We start from the raw sequence: 26771 nt of genomic DNA on the forward strand, positions 1-26771 counted from the left end.
CCGGGCCCGGTCCCGGAGCGGCCCATCACCCTTGTCCATGCGCGCGGCCGACCGGCCGACCGCAGGTTTGTCATGAGCGATTCACTGAAAACGCCTGCAAAATCCGCCCTCGTGCTGTTCTCCGGAGGACAGGACAGCGCCACCTGTCTGGCGTGGGCGCTGACGCGCTTTGAGCGGGTGGAGACGGTCGGGTTCGACTATGGCCAGCGCCATGCCGTCGAGATGCAGGCGCGCCTGGCCGTCCGCGAGGGCATGGGCCTCGTGCTGCCCCATCTGGCTGACCGGCTGGGGCCGGATCACGTGGTCGACCTGACCGGCTATGGCCGCATCGCCGAAAGCGCCCTGACCGCCGACCGGGCCATCGAGCTGGACGCCCGCGGCCTGCCGACCACCTTCGTTCCGGGCCGCAACCTGGTCTTCCTGACCGTCGCCGCCGCCCTGGCCGACCGGCGGGGGCTGGAGGTGCTGGTCGGCGGCATGTGCGAGACCGACTACTCGGGCTATCCGGACTGCCGGCGCGACACGATCGAGGCGATGGCGCAGGCGCTCAGCCTCGGTCTCGACAGACCGGTCGTCATCGAGACGCCGCTGATGGCCCTGACCAAGGCGGAGACCTGGGCGCTGGCCCACGATCTTGGCGGCCAGCCGCTGGTCGAACTGATCGTCGAGGCCTCGCACACCTGCTACCGCGGCGACCGCGACCACCGGCAGCCCTGGGGCTACGGCTGCGGCGACTGCCCGGCCTGCGAGCTGCGCGCCGTGGGCCATGCCGAATGGGTGGCCCGGCCGTGACCTATTCGGCGAAGGAAGTCTTCCTGACGGTGCAGGGCGAAGGCGGGCAGGCCGGGCGTCCGGCCGTCTTCCTGCGCTTCGCAGGCTGCAACCTGTGGAACGGGCTGGAGCGCGATCGCGCCACGGCCGTCTGCACCTTCTGCGACACCGATTTCGTCGGAACCGACGGCGACGGCGGCGGCAAGTTCGCCACCGCCGACGCCCTGGCCGAACACGTCGCCTCGATGTGGCGCGGACGGGCAGGGGACCCGAAGCTGGTGGTCTGCACCGGCGGCGAGCCCCTGCTCCAGCTGGATGCCCCGCTGATCGACGCCCTGCACGCCCGCGGCTTCGAAATCGCCATAGAATCCAACGGCACGCTGGCCGCTCCGGCCGGGATCGACTGGATCTGCGTCAGCCCCAAGGCCGACGCGCCCGTGGTCCAGACCTCGGGTCAGGAGCTGAAGCTGGTCTTTCCGCAGCCGGCGGCCATGCCGGACCGGTTCGAGCACCTCGCCTTCGAGCGCTTCTGGCTCCAGCCCATGGACGGCCCCGACCGCGAGGCCAATACGGGGGCGGCCATCGACTATTGCCTGAGCCATCCCAAATGGCGGCTCAGCGTCCAGACCCACAAATACATCGGCGTCCGCTAATGCCCGTCTTCGAAATCACCAAACAGGCGACCTTCGACGCCGCCCACCACTTTCCCAACGAGCCCGAGGGCAGCATCTACCGCCGCGTCCACGGCCATTCATTCACGGTCGAGGCGACGGTGCGCAGCGAGACCCTGGACGCCGAGCACGGCTGGGTCGCCGACCTCGGCGCTCTGGACCGGGCCCTCAAGGCCGCCGCGGAAGAGCTCGACCACGGCATGCTCAACGAAAAGCCGGGGCTCGAACTGCCCAGCCTCGAAAACCTGTGCCGGTGGTTCGCCCGGCGGCTGACGCCGGAATGGCCGGGCCTGTGCCGCGTCCAGGTGGCCCGCCCGACCATCAACGAGCGGTGCGTTCTGACGCTCTAGATCAGCAGTCGCGGCCCTGGCGCTGGCGCTGTTCGCAGCGGCGCTGCTCGCGCTCGTGCTGACGCTGCTCCCGCTCGCGCCGGGCCCGCGTCTCCTCATCGGAGGTGGTCACCGCGTCGACGCCCGCGCCGACGACGGCCCCCGTGGCCTTGGCCGTTCCGCCGACCACCGCGCCGGCCGTGCCGACCACCGCCCCGACCAGGCAGCCTTGCAGCATCAGCGCCCCGCCGAGAACGGCGGCGAGGGCGGCGCTGCGTGTGAACATGAACTTCATTGGAACTCTCCCGACGCCGCACTCTGAACGCGGAATGGTGAACGCCAGCTGACCGCAAGCGGATGGTGGGCGGCGAGGGGTTCGAACCCCCGACCCCCTCGGTGTAAACGAGGTGCTCTGACCAGCTGAGCTAGCCGCCCGTCCGTCGCTCCCGGCCCTAGAACCGGAAGCTGGCCCGCAGGAACAGCATGTACCGGACGTAGTCGTCGATCATCTCGGCGTCCGCGCTGACCGACAGCATGCCCAGCTCGTTGCCGACGTTGAGGCGGAAGCCGACGATCGGACCGCCGCCCTCGATGGTGCCGGGGGTCAGGGTGAAGTCGCCGCCGCCCGAACGGAAGCGGGCGATGGTCTCGCCCGGATCGACCGAGAGGTTCTGACGCCAGCCGATCCGCACTTCCGGGCGCAGCCAGTCGTTCTGGCCCATCTTCATGCCGAAATTGATCGCGGCCGTGGCCGAGAACATGTGACCCTCGCGGTCGTCGATCTCGAGATCGAAGCCGTCGCCGCCGCCTTCCTCGACGTGTCCGTCCTCGCTCAGCGAGAAGAACTCGGCGTAGGCCTCGGGCCGGATGGTGAAGCGACCGAACTCGCGCTCGTACGACAGGCCGCCGGCCGCCGCGAGGGTGAAGCCGTTCCAGTCGGACTCGTTGGACAGGTTCAGACCGGCCCCGACGAAGCGGCGCTCGGAGGTGAACGAGGCGTAGCCGGCCGCGGCGCGGGCCCAGGTGGTCCAGTACTGACCCTGGGCGCGCCAGTAGAGGCCGAGTTCCAGCAGGCTGGCGGACAGCACTTCCTCGGCCTCGGCCTCGGGATCCTCGAGATCGGACGAGGTGAAGGCGACCGACAGGCCCACGGCGCCCAGGCCGGTGCCGCGCTCGACGCCGCCGGCGACGCCGAAGCCCTCCGAGCGGAAGCCGTAGCTCTCGGTCTTGTCCTTGTCGGCGTAGAAATTGATCTCCTGCACCCAGGCGCTGGTCTCGCCGGGGCGCGCCGCGGCGTTGCGTCCGGTCAGGGCGCGGGTGACGGCGTCGACGCCCGAGGCCAGCGACAGCAGCGGACCGCCCGAATGGTCGGGCAGCAGCTGCTCGTACAGGTTCAGGAAGTCGTCGCGGTTGGTCTGGGCCAGGAAGGCGTTGCGGACGGCCTCGGCGTCGGCAGCGCCGATGGCGCCGTAGAAGGAGTCGAACATCTCCGACTCGACCGTGATCAGCCCGGCCTCTTCCGCGGTGCGGCGGCGCACATCGGCGAACACCTGGCCGGCGGGCACGTCGGCCCCCGCCTCAACGACGTACAGGAAGGGCGAGTTCTCCTCGAGGGAGGTCAGGTCGATGTCGCCGAAATTCAGCGTCGTCGCGTCGATCAGGGTGAAGCGCTCGGGCGCGTCCAGCAGCGAGGTGAAGCGGACGCCCAGGCCCGCGCCGTCCGCCAGGGTGGCCGCCCCGGAGACGTTGTAATAGCCCGACGCCCCATTGGCGGGGTCGAGGGTCACGATCAGCTCGCCGTCGGCCCCGACGTTGAGGCTGGACACGTCGAGGGCGGTCGACTGGAGCGACTCCAGCGTGCCGTCCGAGACATCGATGTCTAAGGCCCCGTCCGTGTCGGACAGCTCGCCGCGGATGACGGCCCCGCCCGAGACCGACAGTGAGTCGGCGCCGTCGCCGAAGGCGATGTCGCCGAGCACGAGGCCGTTGCGGATGTCGACCGTATCGCCGCCACTGCCCAGGTTGATCGCGCCGACGATGATCGGCTCGGAGCCGTTGGGCACGCCGTCGCCGTCGGTGTCGGGATTGGCGGTCGTCGCCGTGCCGGCGATGCCGTCCTGCACCAGGGTGACGCCGGTGGTGTTGGCGCTGACGTCGATCGCCGTGCCGACGCCCGTGACGGCGTCTCCGGCCTCGTTCGGGCTGACGGTGGCCTGGATCGACCGGTTGTTGGTGATCGAGGTCAGGGTCCCGCTGAGGTCCTGGATGGCGAAGGTGTCCGCCACGCCGCCGCCGGTGCTCGCCAGGATCGGGCCGCTGTTGACCAGGCTGGTGACCGTGGCGCCCGCGTCGATGCGGATGGCCGTCACCGTCGCGGCCTCGGTGCTGTTCGCCCCGGCCGTGATGGCGCCGCTGTTGAACACGGCGGGCGCGATCGTGCCGTCTCCGAAGCGGATCGCGGTGGCGTCGGCGTCGAACGCCAGGGCCACGACCGTGCCTTCGTTGCGGAACCCGCCGGACAGGTCGACCGTCTGGCCGGCGTTGCCGCCGAACACGATGGCGTTGGCCTCGATGCCGTCAACGACGACGCCGCCCACGGTCATCCGACCGTACACGCCCTGGGCCGTGACCGTGCCGCGGTTGATGAAGCCATAGGCCTCGTCGCCCACGCCGACGTTGCCGAGAGCGATCGACTGGCCCGACGCCCCCACCTCGATCGCCGGGGCGGAGCCGAAGACGCTCACGGCCGCCGTCGTCTCGGAGGCGTCGGCCAGGCCGTTGCCGTCGCGGTCGTTGTCGCTCCGGTTCTTGGTGCCGTCGCCGTCGTCGTCCTCGTCGCCGTTCTTGACGCCGTCGCCGTCGTCGTCGCCTTCCGAGCCGGCGCTGGAATAGGTCGGGGGGCGGTCCAGAACGACGCCGCCGGCGACATTGCCCTGGATGCTGACGCCCGGGCCGCCCTGCAGCAGGTCGTCGGCGTCGAGTTCGTCGAGGAACAGCAGCCCCTGTTCGTTCTCGGCGTTCTCCTCGAAGCCTTCCGGACGCTCATTCGGCCGTTGCGTGAAGCGATAACCGCTCGCGGTGATGTTCGACTGGATGACCAGGGCGCCGCCGATGTCGCTTTCGAACGAGGCGCCGGTCGAATTTTCGCCCCGCGCCGTGATCGCGCCGCCCAGGGTCACATCGCCGCTGATGTCGCCGGTCGTCTGCAGGCCGTAGCTGTTCGAGCCCACCACGATGATGGTGCCGAAGCTGCCGAAATCGCCGTTCAGCGGCGCTTCCAGCGAGACGCCGAAGGAGTCGTCGCCGTCGACGGCGATCGAACCGCTCGACTGGATGAAGATGTCGCCGGTCAGCGGCGCTGCGCCGGCCAGCCGGATTCCGTAGCGTCCGGAGCCGTGGGCGAGGGGACCATCGCCGTCGCCGTCGTTGTCGGTGTCGATGTCGTCTTCGGCCGTGATGTCGTCGGTCACGCCGATGGCGCCGCCGATGGTGATGTCAGCCGTGTTGCCGCCCTGGATCAGCACTCCGGTGGCGCCGTTGGCGGCGTTGCCCATGCTGATCGACCCGCCGGCGTCGATATCCAGGTCGTGGCTGGAATTCACCGTCACCGCCGCGCCGGTGTTCACCGTGATCATGCCGCCGGACACGATGTGAATGTCGTCAGGCCCGCTGCCGGTGGCGTTCAGCGTCGTGATCGGCGTCGTCCGGTTCGTGGAGATCACGACCTCGGCCATGGCGCCGGAAGCGGCCAGCAGGGGAGCGATCGCCACCGCGGTCGCAAGTAGAATACGCATTCGGAGAAACCCCTGTGGACGACACGCGCAGAGACGCCGGCGATCCTCTAACAGGGACCACGCCAGCCTGCCTCAAGTTTCTCGAATTTGAGGCGAATGCAAGGCCGAAGGCGCCCTTCCGGTGACGGTGACAAGCGCGGCTATTGCCAGCGTGGACATCAAAGTGATATCACTGTCATATCGAATCAGGAGGGACTGATGACCACGACCCACTCGAAATCCACCGAGCGGCCGGCGTCCACCGCCAACGGCCTGCTCATGCTGCTCCTCGGCCTGCTGCTGATCATCGGCGGCCCGGTGCTGGTGGCGCAGGATCCCGACAACGCCGTCCTCGTCGTCGGCGGCATCGTAACGGCCGTGATCGGCCTGCTGCTGGTCTGCGGCCTCTATTCGCTGCAACCCAACGAGGGGATGGCCATCCTGCTGTTCGGCGACTACCGCGGCACCGACCGCAAGACCGGCCTGCGCTGGGTCATGCCGTGGTACAGCCGCAAGAAGGTCAGCCTGCGGGTCCGCAACCTGACCAGCGACAAGCTGAAGGTGAACGACAAGCGCGGCAGCCCGATCGAGATCGCCGCCAACGTCGTCTGGCGCGTCGAGGACTCGGCCCAGGCCCTGTTCGACGTCGATGACTATCAGGCCTTCGTGAACATCCAGGTCGACACCGCCCTGCGCGACATCGCCTCCCACTACGCCTACGACCACGGCGAGGAGGACGCCGAACCCGAACTGACCCTGCGCTCCGACGCCGAGGACGTCGCCGGCCGCCTCCGCGACGAACTGGTGGGCCGGGTCAGCGTCGCCGGCGTGGCCGTGGACGAGGCGCGGCTGGCCCATCTGGCCTATGCGCCGGAAATCGCCGGGGCCATGCTCCGCCGCCAGCAGGCCGAAGCCGTCCTCGCGGCGCGCCGCCTGATCGTTCGCGGCGCGGTCAGCATGGTCGAGGCCGCCCTGGTCGACCTGGGCGAACGCGGCGTCGTCGAACTGGACGAAGACCGCAAGGCGGCGATGGTCTCCAACCTGCTTGTCGTCCTGTGCGCCGATCGCGACGCCCAGCCGGTGGTCAACGCCGGGACGCTGTACGGCTGAGATGGCGCGCCCCAGGAAGCCGTTCCTGATGCGCGCGTCCTCCGGCGTGATGGCGGCGGTCGAGCGATTGGCCGCCGCCGAACTGCGCTCGGTCAACGCCCAGGTCGAGGTCCTGCTGCGCGAGGCGCTGGCCCGGCGGGGCATTACGCCCTCGGAAGCCCCTCCAGCGCCGGACGGCGCGACGATGACGCCAAAGGATGACGCTTGAGCTTCGCCGTCGCGGGCGCTACGGCGCGCGGATGGTGAAGTCGCACATGTCCAAGGTCCGCAAGGCCCGCCGCATCCAGAAGCGGGTCCGGCGCGTTGGCCCGCTCGGTATCAGCGCCGCGGAGAAGGAACTAATGAACCTGGCCGGGCTGGAGGTCCAGGAAGGCGAACTGCGCCTCTTCCCCGGCTGGGACGAGGAGGTCTCGGAAACCCTGCGGGCCACCAAGGCCGCCGGAGAGGACGAACGCCCCCGCCTGGTCGACACCACCATGCTGTACGCGCCGCGCTCGGGCGGGGTGAAGCGCTACCTGCTGTCCAAGAAGGCGTGGCTGGAGGCGAACCGCCCCGGCGTTGCCCACTCGCTGGTGGTGCCCGGCCAGCACCACAAGGCGGGAGACGACGGCATCGTCCAGCTTCACGCCACCAAGCTGCCGTTCGGCGACGGCTACCGTTGGCCGACGTCGGTGCGCCGCTGGGGCGCGTGGGTGGCGTCGCTGAACCCCTCGGTGATCGAGGCGGGCGATCCCTATACGCCGGGGCAGGGGGCCCTGGAGGCCGGCCAGCGCGCCGGCTGCCCGGTCGTCGGCTTCTGCCATTCCGATCCGGCCGGCCTCGCCGCCCTGCATTTCGGCGAATGGGCCAAGAAGCCGGTGGAGAAGCGCTGGGCCCGCCTGTTCGGCCAGTTCGACCGCGTCGTCTCGCCGAGCCGCTACATCGCGCGCCGGCTGGAGGAAGCCGGCATCACCGACATCGTCATCCAGCCGCTGGGCGTCGAGGTCGACACCTTCCATCCCGACCGCCGCGACCGGGACTGGCTGCTGAAGAAGCTGGGCCTGCCGGCTTCGGCCCGGCTGCTGTGCTTCGCCGGCCGGCCGGCGCGCGAGAAGAACATCGACGTGCTGATCGAGGCCGTGCAGCGCCTCGGCGCGCCCTACCATCTCGTGCTGGTCGGCGCCGGCGCCGGCCTTCCGGCCGAGGAGCGGGTCATCTCCCTGCCGTACGAGGCCAATCCGAAGGCGGTGGCGAAGATCATCGCCTCCTGCGACGCCTTCGTTCACGCCAATGACAAGGAGCCGTTCGGCCTCATCGTGCTGGAGGCCATGGCCTGCGGCCGTCCTGTGGTCGGGGTCAACGCCGGCGGGGTCAAGGAAACCGTCGACGACAGCGTCGGCCAACTGGCGAAGAGCGCCGACCCGGTCCACTACGCCGCCGCCGTCGAGGCCCTGTTCGCCCGAGACATCGAGGCGGTCGGCGCCGCCGCCCGGGTCAAGGCCGTCGAGCGCTTCTCGTGGGGCCGGGTGTTCGAGGACCTGTGCATGACCTACGCCGACGTCAGCGGCGAGCGGGCCTTCGTCGAACCCCGCGGCGAGTGGGCCGAGCACTAGCGTCCGCGGGATCATGACAGGAAGTTATCTTGCCCGGCTCCGCCATCGGCCCTAGCCGTGTGAGTCGAACCCCGGGGGAGATCACCATGAAACGCCTTCTGCTCGCGGCCGTGCTGTCGCTGTTCGCCGCCTCGACCGCGGCGGCGCAGACCGTCATCGTCGTCCGCCACGCCGAAAAGGCCGACGCCAGCGCCGATCCGCTGCTCTCGGAAGCCGGGCAGGCGAGGGCGCAGGCGCTCGCCGCCCAACTGACCGACGCCCACCCCTCGGTGATCCTGACCAGCCCGCTGCAGCGGACGATCCTGACCGCCGCCCCGACGGCGGCGTATCACTCGGTCACGTCCGAAGCTGTTCCGCTGAACACCGGTATCCAGGCCCACCTCGCCGCCATCGTCGCCAAGGTCGAGGCCGCGCCCGACGACGCCACCATCCTGATCGTCGGCCACAGCAACACCGTGCCCCTGATCGCCCGCGCCCTCGGCTACGCCGAAGCCGCCGACATGCCGGAATGCGAATACGACCGGCTGACCACTCTGCACCTGCTCGGCGAAGGCCGGGCCCACGCCATCGTCAGCCGCTACGGCGAACCGACGACCTGCTGACGCCTACGTCGCGCGCTCGAGCACCTGATCCAATTCGGCCCGAACGGTTTCCATGAACGCGTCCGGCAAGCGGCCGAGCGCCTCCATCCGGACGGCTTCGACCGTTGCTATCTTGGCCGTCCGGATCAGGGAGGGCGACGGGAGACCAGCTTCGCCGTAGCGCCGCCCGAGAGCGACGTCTCCCGGCCATCGGCGGTGCTCTGCGCTGGTGATCATCAGCACCCAGTAGAGCCGGCCATCGTCTCCGAGCGGGGTGGCGGACACCACCAGGGCGGGGCGGCGCTGCCGGACCTCCCGATCGGTGTACGGGAATGGGACCTTGACGACGTCGCCGGCGCTAAAGCCCGGCATAGGCTTGCCGGTCGGCCTCGCTGTCCCATTCCTCGAAGGTCGCGAAAGGATCGTCCCGCACGCCGCCTCGCGCCTTCGTCAAGGTGACCTGCCCGTCGCGAATCTCGTAGGCCAGTTCATCACCCTCACGCAGGCCCAAGGCGTTGCGAACGGCCTGCGGCACCGTCGTCTGGGCCTTGCTTGTGATACGGCTCGTGATCATGCGGTAAGGATAATCCTTACCTGGTCCACGTCAAGATCAGCTATTATGTTCGGGAGGTTCCCCGGGGAGCCATCGTCAGGGGCGGGGTCATCGATTGAAAAGTCCAGGCCGCGCCCGATGGGGTCTTGTTCTCGGGTGCCTGGCTGTTCTCGGAGCGTCCCCACCGGCCGTTGCACAGACCCAATTCGACCGGGCGGTCAACGCCGCCCCACCGGCCATGGGCGCGCAGGATGCGGCGCGGGCGGCGGGCGTCGATTGCCGCGTGAGGTCGGCGATTTACATGGGACGCACGGAGGACTTCCGGCCGATCTATGAGGCGGTCTGCCGCGACGGGCCGGGCTATCTGCTGGTCGGGGGACCGGAGCCGCTGGCGTTCAACTGCCTGGCGCTGGAGGCGCAATTGGAGACCGAGCGCCGTCGGGCGACAAGGCGGGCGTTGCCGCCGGTGTGCCACACGCCCAGCAACCGCAACGCCGTCCCGGTGGTGACGCGGTTCGCGCGCCGGGCGGGTCTGGATTGCAGGGTCGATGAGGGCGCCTTGATCGGCGTCTCGGTCGACGACAGCTTCATCTACGAAGCCGGCTGCCGGGACGATGTCGGGGCCTGGCTGGAGGCCGACGGCGACGGCTGGATCGTCACCGATTGCATAACCGTGGCCGCCCAGGGCGGCGAGTGCCGCTTCACCACCCAGACCGAGCGCGCGCTCAGGGCCAATCGGTGGCTGGCGACTCCACAGGCCGGAGATGCCGGACAAGGCTGCAGGGCGGCGGATGCGCGCTACATGGGCGCCGGTCCATCGGGCGCCTGGTACGAGACGACCTGCGCCTCGGGCAGAAGCGTCGTGTTGCGGCTGGAGGGGGGAACGGTCGCGGAGGTGCTGGCATGCTCCGATGCGACGGGGATCGGCGGCGGCTGCCGGAGCGGGCGTGCGGCAGGCGAATAGCCGCCGCCCGGGCGCCTACACGTCCAGCTCATCCACCACGAACCGCGCGTTGTCCTGGATGAACTGGTATCGGGCCTCGGCCTTCTTGCCCATCAGACGCTCGACCAGGTCCTCGATCTCGTCCTCGGAAGCCGGCACCGTGACCCGCGCCAGGGTGCGCTTCTTCGGGTCCATGGTGGTCTCCTTGAGCTGGGAGGCCATCATCTCGCCGAGACCCTTGAAGCGGCCGATCTCGACCTTCTTGCCCTTGAAGACCGTGGCCAGCAGCTCGTCGCGGTGGGCGTCGTCGCGGGCGTATTCCGAGAGCGGGCCTGCCGAAATCCGGTAGAGCGGGGGCAGGGCCATGAACAGCCGGCCCTGACGGATCGTCTCCGGCATCGAACGGTAGAAGAAGGTGATCAGCAGCGCCGCGATGTGCGCTCCGTCCACGTCGGCGTCGGTCATGATGATGATGCGCTCGTAGCGCAGGTCCTCGATGTTGAACCGGCTGCCCGGCTGCACGCCCAGCGCCAGCGCCAGGTCCGACAGTTCGATATTGGCCCGCAGCTTGTCGGCCGTCGCCGAGGCGACGTTCAGGATCTTGCCGCGCAGGGGCAGGATGGCCTGGGTGGTCCGGTCGCGCGCCTGCTTGGCCGAGCCGCCGGCCGAGTCGCCCTCAACGATGAACAGCTCCGTGCCCTCGGCCGACTGGCGGCTGCAGTCCGACAGCTTGCCGGGCAGGCGCAGTTTGCGCGTGGCGGCGGCCCGCTGCACCTCCTTGTCCTTGCGCCGGCGCAGGCGGTCCTCGGCCCGGTCGATGACGAAGCCGAGCAGGGTGTTGGCCTGTTTCGGGCTCTCGGTCAGCCAGTGGTCCAGCGGGTCGCGCATCAGCTGCTCGACCAGCCGCGCGCCCTCCGGCGACGACAGCCGGTCCTTGGTCTGGCCCTGGAACTCGGGGTTGCGGATGAACACCGAGATCAGCGCCCCGGCGTTGGCGATGACGTCCTCGGCCGTGATCAGCCCGGCCCGCTTCTCGTTGGTCAGCTCGCCATAGGCCTTCAGGCCTTTGACCAGCGCCGCCCGGAAACCCGCCTCGTGGGTTCCGCCGTCGGGCGTGGCCACGGTGTTGCAGTAGGATTGGACGAAGCCGTCGGCCTCGCCAAAGCCGATCGGGCTCCACGTCACGGCCCATTCGACCGCGCCAGCCTCGCCCTTGCGCTCGACCCGACCCGAAAAGGCGGGCGTCACCGTCTCCAGGCCGCCGACCCGTTCGGCCAGGGCGTCGGCCAGGCCGTTGGGGAAGTGGAACACCGCCTCGGCCGGGGTGTGGTCGGTGATCCGCTCCGGCGAACAGGTCCAGCGGATCTCGACGCCGCGGAACAGATAGGCCTTGGACCGCGCCATGCGGAACAGCCGGGCCGGCTTGAACGCCGCCCCGACGCCGAAGATTTCATCGTCCGGCCGGAACCGGATCAGGGTGCCCTTCTTCTTCGACGGCTGCACCTGCTGGATCGAACCCAGCGGCAGGCCACGGCTGAACGACTGTCTCCACTCGAAGCCGTCGCGCCAGACCGTGACGTCCAGACGCTCGCTCAGCGCGTTGACCACCGAGACGCCGACGCCGTGCAGGCCGCCGGAGGTCTCATAGGCCTTGCCCGAGAATTTGCCGCCCGAGTGCAGCACCGTCATCACCACTTCCAGCGCCGACTTGCCGGGGTGTTTCGGGTGCGGATCGACCGGGATGCCGCGGCCGTCGTCGCGCACCGACAGCCAGCCCTCGGCGTCGAGGTCGACGGTGATCAGCTTCGCGTGCTTGGCGACCGCCTCGTCCATGGCGTTGTCGAGGACTTCGGCGAACAGGTGGTGCAGGGCCCGCTCGTCGGTGCCGCCGATATACATGCCCGGGCGCTTGCGGACCGGCTCCAGTCCCTCCAGCACCTCGATCGACGAAGCGGAATAGCCGGTGGCCGCCGCCAGCGGGGCGGAGGCGGGCACGTCGGCCGGGCGCGGATGCGGCGCAGGCTCCGGACGCGGCGCCGCGGCCTGGGGCGTCAGGGCCGGATCGGGCGTCGGCTTGGGGGCGGGAGTCAGCTCCGGGCCTTGCGGCTCGGGGATGTCATCGAACAGGGAAGGCGCGGCGTTGGGACCCATACCGATACTGTGCTGCGATTCGGGGACCGGTCTGGTAGGCCCGGCGGCGCTTCTCCACAAGCGGGACGGCGCCCGGCGCCGGCGCCGGCAGGATGGCCCGGGTCAGCACCGCCATGAACAGCACCCACGGAAGGCCCTGGTGCGCCAGCAGGATCGACTCCGACAGGCTGAGCACGAAGAAGGCCCCGAGGAAGCCCAGCGCCCACCAGCCCTCGCGCACGCCCTGGCCCATCGAGCGCAGCACCGTCACGGCCGCCGTGGCCGCCATCAGCACCCCCACCAGCACCGCCCCCGGCCAGCCCAGCTGGACCAGCAGGTCGATCCAGCCGTTGTGGGCGTTCGGGACCGGCCACTGGGTCTCCTTGCGCACCCAGTCGGCGGGCACGGACTCGCCCTCGCGGCCCCAGAAGGCCCCGTAGCCGTAGCCGGTCCACGGCTTGTCGGCGACCTTGCGCATCAGGGCGTCCCAGATCTCGGTGCGGCCGGTCAGGGACGGATCCTTGCCGAGCGCCTCCAGCACCGCCACCGAATGGGTCTCCCACAGCCAGACGCCGGCCCCGGCCAGCACCACCGCGACCCAGATCGCCACGACGCTGAACGCCGCGCCGCCGCGCCGCAGCGACCAGAAGCCGCCCACGAGCGACAGTCCGACCAGCAGGCAGAGCAGCGAGGTCTTGGACTGGGTGGCGAGCACGAGGATCGACGACAGCCCCAGCGCGATCGCCGGCAGCAGCCGCCGCCGGTCCGGCGAGGCCAGGCAGGCCGCCGAGGCCGTGGCCCCGATCACCATCACCGCCCCCATCTGGTTCTTCTCGTACCAGAGCCCGCGCCACAGTCCGGCGTTTTCGAACTGGTGCACGCCGATCGAGGGGAAGGCGAAGACCATGACGAGGCTGCCCACCGCCATCAGCAGCGCCGTGTGCATCAGCAGCCGCGGCAGGTGCGGCCCCCGGAACACCGCGCCCAGATACAGGGCGAACACCCCGCTGATCGCCAGGGCGATGACCCGCCGGCTGGTGGTCTCGAAATCGATGGACCAGTAGCGCGAGGCGAAGGTCAGCCCGACCAGCAGCATCAGGGCGATCGCCGCCGGCCAGGCCCGCCACAGCCGGTCGATGCGATACAGCGCCATGCCGAAGATCGCCGCATAGGCCGGCAGCCACACCAGCCGCAGCACCGGCGTCTCTTCCTGCAGCGGCGCGAACACCGGCCCGATCAGCGCCCCGGTCATCATGGCGATGACGACGACGCAGATCGCCCGCTCCCAAAGGGTCGGAGGGGTCTCGATCAGGACGTCGTCTGGACGGGATTCGTGCACGCCCGCAGGGTCGGCCAACGGGCTTAACGAAGGGTTGGGGGTGGGCTCAGCCCCGGTCCTGGCGGCTGTGCCTGAATCGGACGACGAACACGTCCCGGCTCCGGGCGACATAGCAGATGACGTAGCCGTCACGTCCGAACTTCACGGCCTTTTCCAGCCAGCCTCGTTCCGTCACGGCGCCGATCAACGGATTCTCTTCGAGCAGGTCGAAGACGTGAAGTATGCGCGCCGTCGCCTTCAGCGCTGCTTGCGGCGACCGCTTGGCCAGCCATTCGATCTGCTCGGCCAGGTCGCGTTCGGCTCGCGCCGAAAGCGTCAGCGTCATTTGCGCTCGGCGAGCTTGCGCTCGAGATAGGCTTCCAGTTCCGGCCTGACCTCACTCCAGGGCCGTCCGACTTCGTTCAGGTCATAATTGTCCGCGTTATCGTCGCGCGGATCGCCGCCCTCGGGCCATTCGAAGTCGTCGTAGTCGAACAGCCGGCTATCCAGGATATGGGCCGCCAGCACCGCCTGCGGGAGGCCGCCGTCCCTCGCGATTCCAGCAAACCGGGAGCCCATCGGCTCGGCCAATTCGACGACCAGGCCCTCAGCGGCCTCCGGCGTCGCACGCCGCCCGGCCTCTTCGTCGGCCGCATCCGCCCAGGCGCGGGCCGGCTCGTCGACACCGGGCGGGGCGCGCTCCAGACCAGGCCCGACCTCGTCGCGCAGCCAAGCCTCCAGCATCGTCCCGGCCATCCGCCCGGGCGTAACCCCCGCCGCCTGCGCCGCCTCGCTCAGCTTCCGCAGCGTGTAGTCGTCGAGCTTGAGGGTGAAGCGCGCCATGTCCGCCAGTGTCGCACGGCGCCGGGGAGGGGGCCAGAGATTGCAACCGTTGGTGATGCGCCCCGTCGGATACCCGTCGAGTCGTCAGAACCCCGCCAGCGCCTCGTCGATCAGCCGCACATCCTCCGGCCGGTCCCGCCGGCTCAGCTTCAACGCCTCGCCGTCGCGCCGCACCGTCGTGCAGCGCAGATCGTTGATGTTCCGGTCGATCTGCGCCCGCCGCGCGTCGTCGAAGGGCTCCTCTCCCATCCAGTGCTCGCACATCTCGGTCCGCTCGAGAAACCGCGTCACCGCGTCGTCGCTCCACGTCGGATCGGCGCACCCCGACAGCGCCACGGCCGCCCCCGCCAAAACCAGCATCCGCATCAGGTCTTCTCCACGAAGGTGTCGATCACCTTCTTCTCGCCTGCCTTGTCGAAGGCGACCAGCAGCTTGTTGCCCTCGATGCCGGTGATGTGGCCATAGCCGAACTTCTGGTGGAAGACCCGCTCGCCCTTGGACCAGCCGCCGCCCGCCTGCGGGTCCGCGGTGGCGACCAGCCGGCCGTCCCCCTCGATCAGCGCATGGCGCGCGGGCCGCGCCGCCGGCGTGCGCGCCGCCGTGAACGACTGGGCCCGCTTCCAGCCCGGCGAGGAATAGCCGCTGCCGAAGGTCGGCATCTCGTCCCAGCGGCTCTTGGCCTCCTTCATGCCGGGGGTGACGCCGTAATAGCCGGTGTCGCTCTCGGCCTCGACGTGATCGATCGGCAGTTCGTCGACGAAGCGGCTCGGCAGCTGCGAGGTCCAACGCCCGTAGACCAGCCGGTTGGCGGCGAACGAGATGCGTGCGTCCTGCTTGGCCCGGGTCACGCCGACGTAGGCCAGGCGGCGTTCCTCCTCGAGCCCCTTCTCGCCCTTCTCATCGATGCTGCGCTGGCTGGGGAAGACGCCTTCCTCCCAGCCCGGCAGGAAGACCAGCGGGAACTCCAGCCCCTTGGCGCCGTGCAGCGTCATCACCTGCACCGCGTCATCGGACCCGCCGCGGTCCAGATCCATGACCAGCGAGACGTGCTCCAGATAGGCGGGCAGGGTGTCGAAGGCCTGCATCGACTGGGTCAGCTCCTTGAGGTTGTCGAGCCGCGTCTGCCCGGTCGCCCGGTCGGCCTTCTGCATGTCGGTGTAGCCGCTCTCCTCCAGCACTGTCTCCGTCAGTTCCCAGTGCGTCGTGGTCTGGGCCAGCGCCCGCCAGCGGTCGATATCCCGCACGAAATTCGACAGCGCCGTCCGCGTCCGCGCCTGCAGCTCGTCCGAGGTGATCAGGTCGCGCACCGCCGCCATCGCCGAACGGTTCGACAGCCGCGCGATCTGCAGCACCTTCTGCACGCTGGTGTCCCCAATCCCGCGCTTGGGCGTATTGACGATCCGCTCGAAGGCCAGGTCGTCGTCCTCGGACAGGATCAGCCGCAGATAGGCGTGGGCGTCGCGGATCTCGGCCCTCTCGAAGAAGCGCGGCCCGCCGATCACCACATAGGGGATGGCCAGCAGCACGAACCGCTCCTCGAACGCCCGCATCTGGAACGAGGCCCGGACCAGCACCGCCATGTCCTTGTAGGCCACGCCCTGCCGGCGCGCGGTCTCGATCTCGTCGGCGATCAGCCGCGCCTCGGCCTCGCCGTCCCAGACCCCGCGCACCCGGACCTTGTCGCCGCTCAGGTCCTCGGTCCACAGCGTCTTGCCCAGCCGCCCCTTGTTGGCCGCGATCAGGCCCGAGGCGGCCCCCAGGATGTGCTGCGTCGATCGGTAGTTGCGCTCCAGCCGGATCACCTTGGCGCCCGGGAAGTCGCGCTCGAAGCGCAGGATGTTGTCGACCTCGGCGCCGCGCCAACCATAGATCGACTGGTCGTCGTCGCCGACGCAGCAGACATTGCCGGTCGAGGAGGTCAGCAGCCGCAGCCACAGATACTGGGCGACGTTGGTGTCCTGGTATTCGTCGACCAGGATGTAGCGGAAGCGTCGGCGGTATTCCTCAGCGATATCCGCGTGCTTCGACAGGATCGTCAGGTTGTGCAGCAGCAGGTCGCCGAAGTCGCAGGCGTTCAGGCTGACCAGCCGCGCCTGATAGGCCGCGTACAGCGCATGCCCCTTGCCGTTGGCGAAATCCTCGGTCGAGGGCAGCTTCTCGGGCGTCCAGCCGCGGTTCTTCCAGTGGTCGATCAGCCCGCTCAGCGAGCGCGGCGTCCACCGTTTGGTGTCGAGGTTGGCCGCCTCCAGCAGCTGTTTGCAGACCCGCTCCTGATCGTCGGTGTCGAGGATGGTGAAGGTCGACTTCAGCCCCACCAGCTCGGCGTGCCTGCGCAGGATCTGCGCCGCCACCGAATGGAAGGTGCCCAGCCAGCGCAGCCCCTCGGCCGACGGCCCGATCAGCTGGGTGATCCGCTCGCGCATCTCGCGCGCGGCCTTGTTGGTGAAGGTGACGGCCAGCAGCTCCCACGGCCGCGCCCTTCCGGTCGCCAGGATGTGCGCCAGCCGGGTGGTCAGCACCCGCGTCTTGCCCGTGCCGGCGCCGGCGAGGACGAGCACCGGCCCATCCACCGTCTCCACCGCCAGCCGCTGCTCGGGGTTCAGACCGGCCAGATAGTCGGGCGCTCCGGAAGCTTCGACGCCTCCGGGGCCGCGCGAGCGGGCGAGGTCGGAGATTCGGGGGGAGGGCAGATCGGTCACGGGGCTCCAAGCGTCTCGGGAATCGGAGAACATATGTAGCACACGCCCCAGCGAAAGGGGGTCGGGGGGCTCGGAACGGCGTTTCTTTACACGTCGCGCGGGTGCCCACACACTCCTACACGGGGCGCATCGCCCCGGCTGCTCTGGGAGGGCGACATGACGATGGAAACCAGTGGAACGGGATCGACGGGCTTTCAGGATCTGATCAAGCGGTTCTGGGGCTTCGATCACCTGATCGGCAGCGTCCTGATCAAGATCGTCTACTACATCGGCCTGGTTCTGATCCTGCTCTTCACGGTCATGGGCATGCTCGGCGGCGGCCTGATGGGCATGATGGGCCTTGGAGAGGGGGGCGGCGGCGGCGCCATCATGATCATCCTCGCCCCGATCCTGGGCGTGGTCTATCTCGTGTTCTGGCGCTTCATCTGCGAGATGTGGCTGCTGATGTACCTCATGTACAACCGCATGGGCGAAATCCGGGATCGCCTGCCGCCGCGCTGAGACGGAACCGCCTAACGGCCAAGCCGTTCCTCGACGGTCAAAAGCGACCAGGAGGAACGGCCATGGCTGACAACATCAACAACACCGGCGGCGGGAGCGGCAACACCGGTCTCGCCTTCATCGTCGGGGCGGTCGTGGTCGTGCTGGCCCTGGTGGCCTGGTTCGTCTTCGCCCGCGGCGGCGCCTCCACCCCGGAACAGGTCGACGTCAACGTCGATGTGCCCGAGGTCTCGGCCCCGGCGGTTCCCGGAACGGGAGGCTGATCCATGACCGACCCGAACCTTCCGCCGCGCGACGACCGGCCCGAGGTCGTGCATCACACCACCATCAACAACCCCTCCACGGGCGGAAGCGGCGGAGCCGGCTGGATCGGCTTCCTCGTCGGCGGCCTGGTGGTGGTGCTGGTCATCATCGCCATCGTGGTGTTCTCGAACGGCGGCCTGAACCGGGCTACGGACACCAAGGTCGATCTCGATGTCGATCTGCCGGCCCCGAGCCTGCCCGAGGCGCCGAAGATGCCGGAACTGCCGGACGTCGAGCCGCCCAGCGTCCCCAACCCCGATCCGGCGACCTGAGCGCCTATTTGAGACGATAGCTGATGGTGGTCACGACCCGGACCCTCTGGTCCGGCGACTGGCTGGCGTCGCCATAGCCCTCGCGGGGCAGGATTTCGAACGAGCCCTGCGTCGCCTGCCGGATCGGTCCGAGCGGGGTCCCCGAGTCCTCCGCGAACTGGGCCGCGCCGCTGCGGGCCGAGGCCGTCGCCTCCGCGATCATCGCTGGCCGCACGTCGTTCAGCTTGGTGAAGATGTAGGTGGGGCCGTTGAAGTCCTGCAGCACCACGCCCTGACGCACGAGGTCGTTCAGCGCCCGGGTGGTCGCCTGCACGCGGGCGACATCTGTGGTCCGCACGATCACGGTCTGGGCCAGGATGAAGCGCGGCCCGCCGTCCTGCTGGGCGTATTCGCGCGAGCGGCGGTCGGACACCTCGAGCCGACCCAGGGTGATGGTGTCGGCCGGATAGCCCTGCGCCGCCAGGAACCGCCGCACGACCCCCAGGTCGGCGTCGATGCGGGCCTGCACCTCCGACAACACCTCGCCGGAAGCGGTGAAGCGCAGCGGCAGCACCGCCAGGTCGGCCTGCACGTCGCGCTCGGCCAAGCCCCTGACCGTCACCGAACGGTCGCCGACGCGGGCGTTGACCACCCCCTGTCCGACCAGCCCCCCTCCGCCGATCAGCCCGACCGCGAGAAGACCGCCGACGACGGCGGCGGGGATCAGTTTGTTGTCGGCCATGATGCGCTCTCCGGGGCGGAGGATGCGCCAACCTTGGCCGCTGTCAATCGGACGACTCCTGTTCGGCGAAAGACCGGTCGCCGGCCGCCCACGCCAGGGCCAGCAGCCGGCAGGCCGAGGCCAGCGGCGTGCGTCCGCGCCGCTCGTCGATCCGCTTCATCAGCCCGGCATGGGTCAGTCCCAATTCGCCCGCCACCGCGTCCAGCACGGCCCAGAAGGCGGGCTCCAGCGCCACCGAGGTGGCGTGGCCGGACAGGGAGACGGAGCGCTTTCTGAGCATCGGCCAAGCCTAGCCGACCCGGCAGCGGGGGGCGAGCCGGCCGGCGCGTTTCGGCCGCCATAAGCGCTGCTTGTGGGGCTGTCCCCATTCCTCGGCTTGCGCCCGGCCGCGGGCTCATCCACTTGGCTGACATGACCGCGCCCACCGAGTCCCTCGCTCCGCCGACCCCCGGCCTCTCCCGCGGCACGCTGCTGGCGATCGGCGGCGTGGCCCTGTGCGCGGCGATCTGGGGCACGACCTGGTACGCGATCACCCTCCAGCTCGGCCATGTGGCGCCGCTGGCCTCGATCGTCTGGCGCTTCGGCCTCGCCGCCCTCGTGATCTTCGCCGGCTGCCTGGTCACGCGCCGCTCGCTGAAACTGACCCTCAACCAGCACCTCGCCGCGGCGGGGCAGGGGGTGTTCGCCTTCTCGATCAGCTACAGCTTCACCTACGCCGCCGAGGGGCGCATCCCGTCCGCTGTCGTGGCGGTGATCTTCGCCTCGCTCGCCCTGCTCAACCTGATCCTGTTCCGCATCGCCGCGCGCCAGCGCGCCGCCGCCCTGTCATGGGGCGGGGCGGCCCTGGGCGTCGTCGGCGTCGCCGTCCTGTCCGGTTCGGAAATGCTCGGCGCCGGGCTCGATGAGGCCAGCGCCACCGGCGTCGGTTTCGCCCTCGTGGCCGTGGTCGCCTCCGCCTTCGGCAACTATTTCGCCTGGCGCGGCCAGAATGCCGGATCCGCCGTGATCCCGTCGACGGCCTGGGCCATGGCCTGGGGCGCGGGCCTGCTCGGTCTCTACGGCCTCGCCACCGGCGTCGAATGGTCGATCGAGCCGAGCCTCACCTATATCGGCTCGCTGCTCTACCTGTCGGTGTTCGGCTCGGTGATCGCCTTCGTGGTCTATTTCAGCGTCGCCCGCGCCCGCGGCTACGCCCTGGCCAGCTACATCTCGGCGCTGACCCCGCCGATCGCCATGCTGGTCTCGATCCTGTTCGAGGGGGCCCATTTCGGCTGGCCGGCCCTGGCCGGTCTGGCGCTGGTGCTGGCCGGGCAGGTCCTGCTGATCCGCGCCCCCAAGGTCTCGGCCGCCTAGAACCAGCCGCGCTTCTTCTTCTTCGGCGTCTCCGGCGGCTGACCCTCCTTCGCGGCCTCCGCCTCGGCCTTCCGCCGCTTGCGCTCGGCCGCCACGCGGATGGCGACCAGCATGGGGATCAGTCCGTGCCGGTTGTGCGGCATGTCGCCCATCTCAGTCCTCCAGCTTCGACCCGTCCAGCAGCCGGTCCGCGGCGGCCCGCTCCTTGGCCGTCTTCGTGCGCTCCGCCTTCGAGCGGCCGTGCGCCCCCCGGTTGGCGGCGGCGTCGGCCTTCTTCTCGGCCCTGGCCCTGTCCTTGCGGACCCGGTTCAGGTTCACGACCTCGCCCATGACGCCTCCGTTATGCAACCGGCGCTCCGCCGGACGGTTTTCCTGACACCCCATCCGTCAGGAGTTCTCCATGGTAGACCTCTCGCTCCTTCGCGAAAGCCTTGAAGTCGTCGGCTCCGACGGCGAGCACGTCGGCCGGGTCGATCACGTGCATGGCGACCAGATCGAACTGGCCAAGCTGGACCTCGGCTCGGGCTTCAAACACCACATGATCCCGGTCAGCTGGGTCGACCACGTCGACGCCCACGTCCACCTCAACGTCACCCGGGACGAGGCCAAGGCCCGCTGGATGGAGAAGCACTGATGCCCGCCGACGCCTTCGCCATCGAGGACGATTTCGAGGTCCTCGGCTCCGACAACCGCCACGTCGGCGAGGCCGACGGACTGACCGAGGACGGCCTCAAGCTGGCCCGCCGCGACGCCGGCACGGACGGCAAGCACCATGTCCTGCCGCTCGACCTGATCGACCGCGTCGTCGCCGACGAGCGCAAGGTCTTCCTCAACTGCACCCAGGAAGAGGCCCAGGCTCGCTGGCGGACGCTGGACTGACCTCAGAAGCCGGTGAACAGCCGGTCGAGGGCGCGGCGGATGTCGTCTTCATACCGACCCAGCGAGCCGGCAAGTCGCGTTGGCGGTCGACGGTCGATCGCACCCATCTCGGAGAGCAGGAGCACGAACGGATCTCCTTCGAACTCCACCCTCAGGCTCACGCTGGTCAGCACGGCCTCGATCGGCATTTTCAGCAACGGCGCGACAAGTAGGGTCGGGGTTTCGTCATAGAACTGCGACTGGACCACGACCAGATATGGCGCAATCGGCCGCGATCTGACCGATGGATTTTCGATGACGTCGAACTGCCGGATCACCAGCGGCGCAGGTCTTCGCCGAAGACGCCATAGCGGTCTATGCGCTCGTTATGGAGACGGATGGCCTCAGCGTTCTCTCCCGCCCAGCGTTTTGCCCGGCTCTCGGCCCCCGCGGGATCGACCTTCTGAAGGTACAGGCGCAGGCTGCGCTCATCCACGCCGGTGACGTCGATGCCGAGCCGCGCGGCCTGTTCCAGCAGTTCCGGCTCTATCTCGATCTTCTTCAATTCGGGTTCGGCCATGGCTCCAGATTACGCCGAAACCCTTGGCCCCGCTACCAACCGGAAATAGGCGCCCATCACCCCGGCGAGATCATCTTCTCCGGCCGCACCCATTCGTCGAACTCCTCGTTCGTCAGATAGCCGCCGCCGACGGCCTCCTCGCGCAGGGTGGTGCCGTTCCTGTGCGCCGTCTTGGCGATCTTGGCGCAGGCGTCATAGCCCAGCTTGCCGTTCAGCGCCGTCACCAGCATCAGGCTGTTCTCCAGCCCGCGCTTGATGTTCTCCTCGCGCGGCTCGATCCCGACCACGCAGTTGTCGGTGAAGCTCACCGCCGCATCCGCCATCAGCCGCACCGACTGCAGGAAGTTGTAGGCCATCACCGGGTTGAACACGTTCAGTTCGAAATGCCCCTGCGAGCCGGCGAAGGTGATCGCGGCGTGGTTGCCGAACACCTGAACGCAGACCTGCGTCAGCGCCTCCGACTGGGTCGGATTGACCTTGCCCGGCATGATGGAACTGCCAGGCTCGTTCTCCGGCAGGGCCAGCTCGCCCAGCCCCGAGCGCGGGCCCGAGCCGAGGAAGCGGATGTCGTTGGCGATCTTGAACAGCGACGCCGCCACCGTGTTGATCGCCCCGTGGCTGAACACCATGGCGTCATGCGCCGCCAGCGCCTCGAACTTGTTCGGCGCGGTGGTGAAGGGCAGGCCGGTGATGGCGGCGATGCGCTCGGCGACCTGTTCCGCGAACCCGACGGGCGCGTTCAGCCCGGTGCCGACGGCCGTGCCGCCCTGGGCCAGCTCCATCAGCTTGGGCAGGGTCTGTTCGATCCGCTCGATGCCGTTGGCGACCTGCTGCGCATAGCCGCCGAACTCCTGGCCCAGCGTCAGCGGCGTCGCGTCCTGCGTGTGCGTGCGGCCGATCTTGATGATGCCCTGCCAGGCGTCGCTCTTGGCCTTCAGCGCGCCGTGCAGGTGCTTCAGGGCCGGGATCAGCGTCTTCACCACCTGCTCGGCGCAGGCGACGTGCATGGCCGTCGGGAAGGTGTCGTTCGACGACTGGCTCATGTTGACGTGGTCGTTGGGGTGGACCGGCTTCTTGGAGCCCATCTCGCCGCCCAGCATCTCGATCGCCCGGTTCGAGATCACCTCATTGGCGTTCATGTTCGACTGGGTGCCCGAGCCGGTCTGCCAGACGACCAGCGGGAAGTGGTCGTTGAGCTTGCCGTCGATGACCTCCTGGGCCGCAGCGACGATGGTCTCGCCCAGCTTCGGGTCCAGCTTGCCCAGCGCCATATTGGTCTCGGCCGCGGCCCGCTTGACGATGCCCAGCGCCCGCACGATCGGCAGCGGCTGCTTCTCCCAGCCGATGCGGAAATTGCCCAGCGACCGCTGCGCCTGCGCCCCCCAGTAACGGTCCGAGGCGACCTCGATGAGGCCGAAGGTGTCGGTTTCGGTGCGGTTCGTCATGGCGCGGCAGGCTCTTCAGGCGTGGCGGGAGGATGCGCGGCGGTGTAGCACGGGCAGGCGAGGGGACAAGGACGGGAGACGACGATGAGCTGGTGGCTGGCCGCGGTTTTCGCCGCGACGATGCAGACCCCCGCGTCGACGGTGGCGCCCCCGTTCGACCAGACGGTGGGGCTGCCCATGCCGCCGATCATGGCGACGATCCACACCGATCGGGGAGACATCCGGCTCGCCCTCGATGTCGAGGCCGCGCCCGTCACCGTCTGCAACTTCGTGCGCTACGCCAGGGCGGGCCGGTACCGTGGCGGCCGCTTCTTCCGCACGGTCGTGGCGGAAACCAACGACAACCCGAACCCCATCGACGTCATACAGGCCGAGACCGACGCGGGCAGCGACGACCCCGGATTCGGTCCGATTCCGCTGGAGCGCACCCGCGACACCGGCCTTCGACACTTGGCCGGCGCGATCTCGATGGCGCGCGACGGTCCCGACACGGCGACCTCCAGCTTCTTCATCGTCGTCCACGACGCCCCCGCCCTGGACTTTGGCGGAGGCCGCAATCCAGACGGTCAGGGCTTCGCCGCCTTCGGGACCGTCACCGAGGGTCTGGATCTGGTCCGCGACATTCATGGTCAGCCCGCCCGCGACGAACAGCTGGTCGAGCCTGTCGCCATGACGGACGTCGAGATCGGTCTCGACGCCGCCTGCCTCGCCGATTGGCGGGCCAAGGGCTCGTGACCCAGGGCTGGATCGGAACCGGCAAGGTCCGCCTGCGCGAGACCGGCGCCGCTGTCGAGATCGCCATCGACGGCCTGACCACCCACGCCAAATACTACAAGCCGCTGGTCTACGAGTTCATGCGCAAGGAGTGGCAGTCCCGCCCCTCCTGGGGCGATTTCGTCGTCGAGATCCGCATGGAGCACGTGGGCGACCCGCCGCACATCGACCTCGACAACCTCGCCAAGGCCCTGCTCGACGCCATCAAGGGCTACCTGTTCCACGACGACGCCCAGGTCGCCCGCCTGCTGGTCGAACGCCACGAGGGCGAGCGCGAGCGCATCACCATCCGGGTCTTCCCGCGCCGATAACCCTGCCTCCGCCGTCACCCTCGGGCTTGACCCGAGGGCCAGATCATCCGGTGCTCGGTGCAAACGAAGCGGTATCGGTCTGCGGGCCGCCTCGGGCGCACAGTTCGGCCCGCCGTCTGATCCTCGGCTCAAGCCCGAGGATGACGTTTCATCTGGTCGGGATGTACCTCAACACCCCGACCACGCCACCCCCGCCGTCGCTGGGGTGATGCACCCCGTCGTTGATTGGCGCCTCCGCGAAGTCGAACGGACTCACCCCCTCCAGGCACGCCGCATTGACCCCGTACTCATCCGGATTCGAGCGCCGCCGGTGGTGCGTGTAGATGCCGCATTTCGAGCAGAAGAAGTGCCGCGCCGTCCCGGTGTTGAACCGGTACTCGCCCAGCGCCTCCGCGCCCTCCAGCACCTCGACCCCGTCCAGCCCCGCCGTCACCGCCACGGCGCCGCGCATCCGGCACAGCGAACAGTCGCAGCGCCGCGCGCTGGCCAGCCCCTCGCTGAGCCGTACGCGGAACCGCACCGCGCCGCAGTGGCAGGCCGCGGGGGACCAGCCGTCAGGGTCCACGCTCAAGGTCATCCCGCACCCCGCTGGAAGCGGAGCGTCGGCAGGCGCAGCTGCATCTCCGGTCCCACGAACAGCTGAGGCTCGGACGGGACCGTGATCCCGGCCGCCTGCTCCTTGCGGGCCACGCAGGCTCGTGTCGCGGCGGCCAGCGCCAGGAAGTCGGTCGCGGCCGGCAGGCTCTCTATGATGCAGCCGTCGAACCACGGCCAGGTTTCCTCGGCGCCGCAGCCGAACGAGGTCCGGTCGCGACGGGCGGCGGTCAGGATCATCCGGTTGGGAGCGGCCAGGGCCGTGGTGAAGACGCCAGAATAGCAGGCCGAGACGATCACCACCGTCGGCCGGGTCCCGCACCACTGCCGCACGAGGACGGCCATCGCGGCCGGGGTGATGGTGGCGGCCGGTCCGAACACCAACCCATCGGGCGAGCCGTGCGAGGTGAAATACAACAGGCAGCCGCGCGTCGTCCGGCTGGTCGCCTCGGCCACGCCGGCCAGGGCCTCGGCCGCCGTGACGGGGTCGGCGGCGTCCGGCCTCAGTGAATAGTCGACCAGGCTTTCGCGCGGCAGGCCGGCCTCGATCAGGCCCTTCGTCACGTCGCGGCGGGCGTTGTCGAAGGCGTCGATGGGTCTCCCGCCGCCGTCGCGCCAGTCCCCGGCGATGACCGCAGCGGCCCATCCCTCGAAACGGCTCTGCGCCGCCGGACTCTGGGCGCAGGCGGAGCCTGCCCCCGCCAGCGACACCGTCAGTATCAGCAGCAATAATCCCCGACCCATGCGCGCCTCGCCCACGTCCGGGGTCGAAGTTAGCGCAAGCGGCGCGGTGGAAAAGGCCTACTTCTTGCGGAACTGGTCCAGCGAAACGACCTTGGGCCCGTCATCCCCGTTCGAGGGCGGCGTTTCGGCGGCTTCCGGCTCCGGCGCCTCGGCCGCCGCCTCCTCGATCAGCGGCGTCTCGAACTGCAGCAGGAACTGCACCGACGGGTCGTAGAACCGCGTCACCGCCGTGTAGGGCATCGACAGCACCTTCGGCATGCCGCCGAATTTCAGCATCACCGAAAACCGGTCGGTCTCGACCTTCAGGTCCCAGTACTGGTGCTGCAGCACCACCGTCATCTCGTCGGGATATTTGGCCAGCACGTCGGGCGGGACGCTGACGCCGGCCGCGCGGGTCTTGAAGGTGATGTAGAAATGGTGCGCCCCCGGAATGCCTTCCGGCATGGCCGCGCGCTCCAGCGCCGAGCGGATGACGCCGCGCAGGGCGTCCTGCGCCAGCTGCTCGTAGTGCATCTCGTCGACTGGCGGGGTCTCGTCGGCCATCGGGTCCCTCGGCGTTGCAGTCGGAGGGTTTAAACGCGCGGCGGCGCGGGCGGAAGATGGCGAGACGGTAAACTGGAGGGAAAGTGCCAGGGGTTCTGTTGGCAGGCCCCCTGGCGGCCCCGCCCCGGGAACTGATCCCCGAGGACTTAAGTGTTCGAAATCACCCGAACCGCTTACGCGGCGAGAGCGACTTCTCCAGCGAAGTTATCGTTCGCAGTTAGTTAAAGGCCCGATACGGTGGGCCAGGACGGGCGAAAGCAGTCCTCTTTACACGTCCGTCGATGCTAGTCGGCCCCGCACCGCCCGCCGATACACGGGAGGAAATGGTGGAGCCGCCGGGAATCGCACCCGGGTCCGGTCCGCTTATTACAGGCGCGTTTATCGCCATAGTCCGGGCGAACCCGGACCCCTCCAATATAGGTTATGGAGCCTGTCATTCCAAGGGGTTCGCGGTGCGTG

General features: G+C 69.2%; 36 protein-coding genes, 1 tRNA gene and 1 other RNA gene. 16 read left to right on the forward strand and 22 right to left on the reverse strand.

Annotated elements, in window-relative coordinates:
- The first annotated feature begins 72 nt into the window (after nt 1-72).
- Genes queC through VEA98_RS07165 form a run of 3 tightly spaced genes read left to right on the forward strand, consistent with a single transcriptional unit; the run spans nt 73 to nt 1792 of the window.
- A complete protein-coding gene (queC, locus tag VEA98_RS07155) occupies nt 73-792 on the forward strand; it encodes a 7-cyano-7-deazaguanine synthase QueC (RefSeq protein WP_324812304.1) in 720 nt (239 codons plus the stop codon).
- Nucleotides 789-1424, forward strand: coding sequence for a 7-carboxy-7-deazaguanine synthase (gene queE, locus VEA98_RS07160; RefSeq protein WP_324812566.1), 636 nt, complete (start codon nt 789-791; stop codon nt 1422-1424). Before queC ends, queE begins: the two co-directional genes overlap by 4 nt.
- Nucleotides 1424-1792: a 6-carboxytetrahydropterin synthase gene (locus tag VEA98_RS07165; RefSeq protein ID WP_324812306.1), complete on the forward strand. Its 369-nt coding sequence runs from the start codon at nt 1424-1426 to the stop codon at nt 1790-1792. The genes queE and VEA98_RS07165 overlap by 1 nt, the downstream gene beginning before the upstream one ends.
- A 1-nt stretch (nt 1793) precedes the next feature.
- Here VEA98_RS07165 and VEA98_RS07170 read toward each other — a convergent pair whose 3' ends face one another.
- The 3 genes from VEA98_RS07170 to VEA98_RS07180 all read right to left on the reverse strand — a co-directional run bounded on the left by VEA98_RS07170 (nt 1794) and on the right by VEA98_RS07180 (nt 5565).
- Nucleotides 1794-2066 (reverse strand): hypothetical protein, encoded by a 273-nt coding sequence (locus VEA98_RS07170; protein WP_324812308.1) that lies wholly within the window; start codon nt 2064-2066, stop codon nt 1794-1796.
- A 63-nt stretch (nt 2067-2129) separates the two neighbouring features.
- Nucleotides 2130-2206 (reverse strand) — tRNA-Val (locus tag VEA98_RS07175).
- A 17-nt stretch (nt 2207-2223) separates the two neighbouring features.
- A complete protein-coding gene (locus tag VEA98_RS07180) occupies nt 2224-5565 on the reverse strand; it encodes an autotransporter outer membrane beta-barrel domain-containing protein (protein WP_324812311.1) in 3342 nt (1113 codons plus the stop codon).
- Nucleotides 5566-5763: 198 nt separating this feature from the next.
- Between VEA98_RS07180 and VEA98_RS07185 the strand changes: the two genes are divergently transcribed.
- The 4 genes from VEA98_RS07185 to VEA98_RS07200 all read left to right on the forward strand — a co-directional run bounded on the left by VEA98_RS07185 (nt 5764) and on the right by VEA98_RS07200 (nt 8848).
- Nucleotides 5764-6654 (forward strand): SPFH domain-containing protein, encoded by an 891-nt coding sequence (locus VEA98_RS07185; protein ID WP_324812313.1) that lies wholly within the window; start codon nt 5764-5766, stop codon nt 6652-6654.
- A 1-nt stretch (nt 6655) separates the two neighbouring features.
- Nucleotides 6656-6862, forward strand: a complete 207-nt coding sequence (locus tag VEA98_RS07190; RefSeq protein ID WP_324812315.1) for a hypothetical protein — start codon at nt 6656-6658, stop codon at nt 6860-6862.
- A 133-nt stretch (nt 6863-6995) separates the two neighbouring features.
- Nucleotides 6996-8246 (forward strand): glycosyltransferase, encoded by a 1251-nt coding sequence (locus tag VEA98_RS07195; protein ID WP_324812568.1) that lies wholly within the window; start codon nt 6996-6998, stop codon nt 8244-8246.
- Nucleotides 8247-8332: 86 nt separating this feature from the next.
- The gene (locus VEA98_RS07200) at nt 8333-8848 is read left to right on the forward strand and encodes a histidine phosphatase family protein (RefSeq protein ID WP_324812317.1); all 516 of its coding nucleotides are present in this window, start codon (nt 8333-8335) and stop codon (nt 8846-8848) included.
- 3 nt (nt 8849-8851) lie between these two features.
- Here VEA98_RS07200 and VEA98_RS07205 read toward each other — a convergent pair whose 3' ends face one another.
- Both VEA98_RS07205 and VEA98_RS07210 read right to left on the reverse strand, forming a co-directional pair.
- Entirely contained in the window at nt 8852-9199 is a 348-nt protein-coding gene (locus VEA98_RS07205) for a type II toxin-antitoxin system PemK/MazF family toxin (RefSeq protein ID WP_324812320.1), read from the reverse strand.
- Complete coding sequence (locus VEA98_RS07210) at nt 9186-9401, reverse strand: AbrB/MazE/SpoVT family DNA-binding domain-containing protein (protein ID WP_324812324.1); 216 nt, start codon at nt 9399-9401, stop codon at nt 9186-9188. The genes VEA98_RS07205 and VEA98_RS07210 overlap by 14 nt, the downstream gene beginning before the upstream one ends.
- Nucleotides 9402-9681: 280 nt before the next feature.
- Between VEA98_RS07210 and VEA98_RS07215 the strand changes: the two genes are divergently transcribed.
- Nucleotides 9682-10344: a hypothetical protein gene (locus VEA98_RS07215; protein WP_324812326.1), complete on the forward strand. Its 663-nt coding sequence runs from the start codon at nt 9682-9684 to the stop codon at nt 10342-10344.
- A gap of 15 nt (nt 10345-10359) precedes the next feature.
- Here the strand turns inward: VEA98_RS07215 and parE are convergent, their stop codons facing one another.
- The 6 genes from parE to VEA98_RS07245 all read right to left on the reverse strand — a co-directional run bounded on the left by parE (nt 10360) and on the right by VEA98_RS07245 (nt 17346).
- Nucleotides 10360-12474, reverse strand: coding sequence for a DNA topoisomerase IV subunit B (gene parE / locus VEA98_RS07220; protein ID WP_324812329.1), 2115 nt, complete (start codon nt 12472-12474; stop codon nt 10360-10362).
- On the reverse strand, nt 12440-13792 hold the full coding sequence (locus tag VEA98_RS07225) for an O-antigen ligase (RefSeq protein ID WP_324812333.1): 1353 nt from the start codon (nt 13790-13792) through the stop codon (nt 12440-12442). The genes parE and VEA98_RS07225 overlap by 35 nt, the downstream gene beginning before the upstream one ends.
- A gap of 46 nt (nt 13793-13838) precedes the next feature.
- Nucleotides 13839-14117 (reverse strand): type II toxin-antitoxin system RelE/ParE family toxin, encoded by a 279-nt coding sequence (locus VEA98_RS07230; protein ID WP_324812335.1) that lies wholly within the window; start codon nt 14115-14117, stop codon nt 13839-13841.
- Nucleotides 14114-14614, reverse strand: a complete 501-nt coding sequence (locus VEA98_RS07235; RefSeq protein WP_324812338.1) for a hypothetical protein — start codon at nt 14612-14614, stop codon at nt 14114-14116. The genes VEA98_RS07230 and VEA98_RS07235 overlap by 4 nt, the downstream gene beginning before the upstream one ends.
- Nucleotides 14615-14698: 84 nt before the next feature.
- Nucleotides 14699-14980: a hypothetical protein gene (locus VEA98_RS07240; RefSeq protein ID WP_324812340.1), complete on the reverse strand. Its 282-nt coding sequence runs from the start codon at nt 14978-14980 to the stop codon at nt 14699-14701.
- Complete coding sequence (locus VEA98_RS07245) at nt 14980-17346, reverse strand: ATP-dependent helicase (protein WP_324812342.1); 2367 nt, start codon at nt 17344-17346, stop codon at nt 14980-14982. Before VEA98_RS07245 ends, VEA98_RS07240 begins: the two co-directional genes overlap by 1 nt.
- 123 nt (nt 17347-17469) lie before the next feature.
- Here VEA98_RS07245 and VEA98_RS07250 point away from each other — a divergent pair, with 123 nt between their 5' ends.
- The 3 genes from VEA98_RS07250 to VEA98_RS07260 all read left to right on the forward strand — a co-directional run bounded on the left by VEA98_RS07250 (nt 17470) and on the right by VEA98_RS07260 (nt 18389).
- Nucleotides 17470-17814, forward strand: coding sequence for a DUF4282 domain-containing protein (locus VEA98_RS07250; protein ID WP_324812345.1), 345 nt, complete (start codon nt 17470-17472; stop codon nt 17812-17814).
- A gap of 62 nt (nt 17815-17876) precedes the next feature.
- Nucleotides 17877-18077 (forward strand): hypothetical protein, encoded by a 201-nt coding sequence (locus tag VEA98_RS07255; RefSeq protein ID WP_324812347.1) that lies wholly within the window; start codon nt 17877-17879, stop codon nt 18075-18077.
- A 3-nt stretch (nt 18078-18080) separates the two neighbouring features.
- Entirely contained in the window at nt 18081-18389 is a 309-nt protein-coding gene (locus tag VEA98_RS07260) for a hypothetical protein (RefSeq protein WP_324812350.1), read from the forward strand.
- A 4-nt stretch (nt 18390-18393) separates the two neighbouring features.
- Here the strand turns inward: VEA98_RS07260 and VEA98_RS07265 are convergent, their stop codons facing one another.
- Nucleotides 18394-19110 carry an SIMPL domain-containing protein gene (locus tag VEA98_RS07265; RefSeq protein WP_324812352.1) on the reverse strand — a complete coding sequence of 239 codons (717 nt, stop codon included), beginning with the start codon at nt 19108-19110 and terminating at the stop codon, nt 18394-18396.
- 43 nt (nt 19111-19153) lie between these two features.
- Nucleotides 19154-19390 carry a ribbon-helix-helix domain-containing protein gene (locus tag VEA98_RS07270; protein ID WP_324812355.1) on the reverse strand — a complete coding sequence of 79 codons (237 nt, stop codon included), beginning with the start codon at nt 19388-19390 and terminating at the stop codon, nt 19154-19156.
- A gap of 131 nt (nt 19391-19521) precedes the next feature.
- Between VEA98_RS07270 and VEA98_RS07275 the strand changes: the two genes are divergently transcribed.
- A complete protein-coding gene (locus VEA98_RS07275; RefSeq protein ID WP_324812358.1) occupies nt 19522-20463 on the forward strand; it encodes a DMT family transporter in 942 nt (313 codons plus the stop codon).
- Here VEA98_RS07275 and VEA98_RS07280 read toward each other — a convergent pair.
- Nucleotides 20460-20615, reverse strand: coding sequence for a hypothetical protein (locus tag VEA98_RS07280; protein WP_324812360.1), 156 nt, complete (start codon nt 20613-20615; stop codon nt 20460-20462). The two genes, VEA98_RS07275 and VEA98_RS07280, sit on opposite strands and share 4 nt — an antisense overlap.
- A 1-nt stretch (nt 20616) precedes the next feature.
- On the reverse strand, nt 20617-20793 hold the full coding sequence (locus VEA98_RS07285; protein ID WP_324812364.1) for a DUF4169 family protein: 177 nt from the start codon (nt 20791-20793) through the stop codon (nt 20617-20619).
- Nucleotides 20794-20863: 70 nt separating this feature from the next.
- On the opposite strand from VEA98_RS07285, the gene VEA98_RS07290 reads away from it, so the two are divergent.
- Complete coding sequence (locus VEA98_RS07290) at nt 20864-21097, forward strand: DUF2171 domain-containing protein (RefSeq protein ID WP_324812367.1); 234 nt, start codon at nt 20864-20866, stop codon at nt 21095-21097.
- The gene (locus tag VEA98_RS07295) at nt 21097-21342 is read left to right on the forward strand and encodes a DUF2171 domain-containing protein (RefSeq protein WP_324812370.1); all 246 of its coding nucleotides are present in this window, start codon (nt 21097-21099) and stop codon (nt 21340-21342) included. Before VEA98_RS07290 ends, VEA98_RS07295 begins: the two co-directional genes overlap by 1 nt.
- A gap of 2 nt (nt 21343-21344) precedes the next feature.
- Here VEA98_RS07295 and VEA98_RS07300 read toward each other — a convergent pair whose 3' ends face one another.
- From VEA98_RS07300 to fumC, 3 genes are read right to left on the reverse strand one after another with little or no spacing between them, the layout of a single operon-like run.
- Nucleotides 21345-21659, reverse strand: a complete 315-nt coding sequence (locus VEA98_RS07300; RefSeq protein WP_324812373.1) for a CcdB family protein — start codon at nt 21657-21659, stop codon at nt 21345-21347.
- Entirely contained in the window at nt 21656-21901 is a 246-nt protein-coding gene (locus VEA98_RS07305; RefSeq protein WP_324812375.1) for a type II toxin-antitoxin system CcdA family antitoxin, read from the reverse strand. The genes VEA98_RS07300 and VEA98_RS07305 overlap by 4 nt, the downstream gene beginning before the upstream one ends.
- Nucleotides 21902-21957: 56 nt before the next feature.
- Nucleotides 21958-23346, reverse strand: a complete 1389-nt coding sequence (gene fumC / locus VEA98_RS07310; RefSeq protein ID WP_324812377.1) for a class II fumarate hydratase — start codon at nt 23344-23346, stop codon at nt 21958-21960.
- 84 nt (nt 23347-23430) lie between these two features.
- Between fumC and VEA98_RS07315 the strand changes: the two genes are divergently transcribed.
- Nucleotides 23431-24081 (forward strand): peptidylprolyl isomerase, encoded by a 651-nt coding sequence (locus VEA98_RS07315; RefSeq protein WP_324812379.1) that lies wholly within the window; start codon nt 23431-23433, stop codon nt 24079-24081.
- The gene (locus VEA98_RS07320) at nt 24078-24431 is read left to right on the forward strand and encodes a RusA family crossover junction endodeoxyribonuclease (RefSeq protein ID WP_324812381.1); all 354 of its coding nucleotides are present in this window, start codon (nt 24078-24080) and stop codon (nt 24429-24431) included. The genes VEA98_RS07315 and VEA98_RS07320 overlap by 4 nt, the downstream gene beginning before the upstream one ends.
- A 148-nt stretch (nt 24432-24579) precedes the next feature.
- Here VEA98_RS07320 and VEA98_RS07325 read toward each other — a convergent pair whose 3' ends face one another.
- The 4 genes from VEA98_RS07325 to ssrA all read right to left on the reverse strand — a co-directional run bounded on the left by VEA98_RS07325 (nt 24580) and on the right by ssrA (nt 26758).
- Nucleotides 24580-25008 carry a GFA family protein gene (locus VEA98_RS07325; RefSeq protein WP_324812384.1) on the reverse strand — a complete coding sequence of 143 codons (429 nt, stop codon included), beginning with the start codon at nt 25006-25008 and terminating at the stop codon, nt 24580-24582.
- Nucleotides 25005-25784 (reverse strand): C13 family peptidase, encoded by a 780-nt coding sequence (locus VEA98_RS07330; RefSeq protein ID WP_324812387.1) that lies wholly within the window; start codon nt 25782-25784, stop codon nt 25005-25007. Before VEA98_RS07330 ends, VEA98_RS07325 begins: the two co-directional genes overlap by 4 nt.
- Nucleotides 25785-25826: 42 nt before the next feature.
- Nucleotides 25827-26312, reverse strand: a complete 486-nt coding sequence (locus tag VEA98_RS07335) for an SspB family protein (protein WP_324812390.1) — start codon at nt 26310-26312, stop codon at nt 25827-25829.
- An 82-nt stretch (nt 26313-26394) separates the two neighbouring features.
- Nucleotides 26395-26758, reverse strand: a transfer-messenger RNA (tmRNA) gene (gene ssrA / locus VEA98_RS07340).
- Between the last annotated feature and the right edge of the window lie 13 nt (nt 26759-26771).

Origin of the sequence: Brevundimonas sp., assembly GCF_035627055.1 — a bacterium.
Taxonomy (GTDB): Bacteria; Pseudomonadota; Alphaproteobacteria; order Caulobacterales; family Caulobacteraceae; genus Brevundimonas.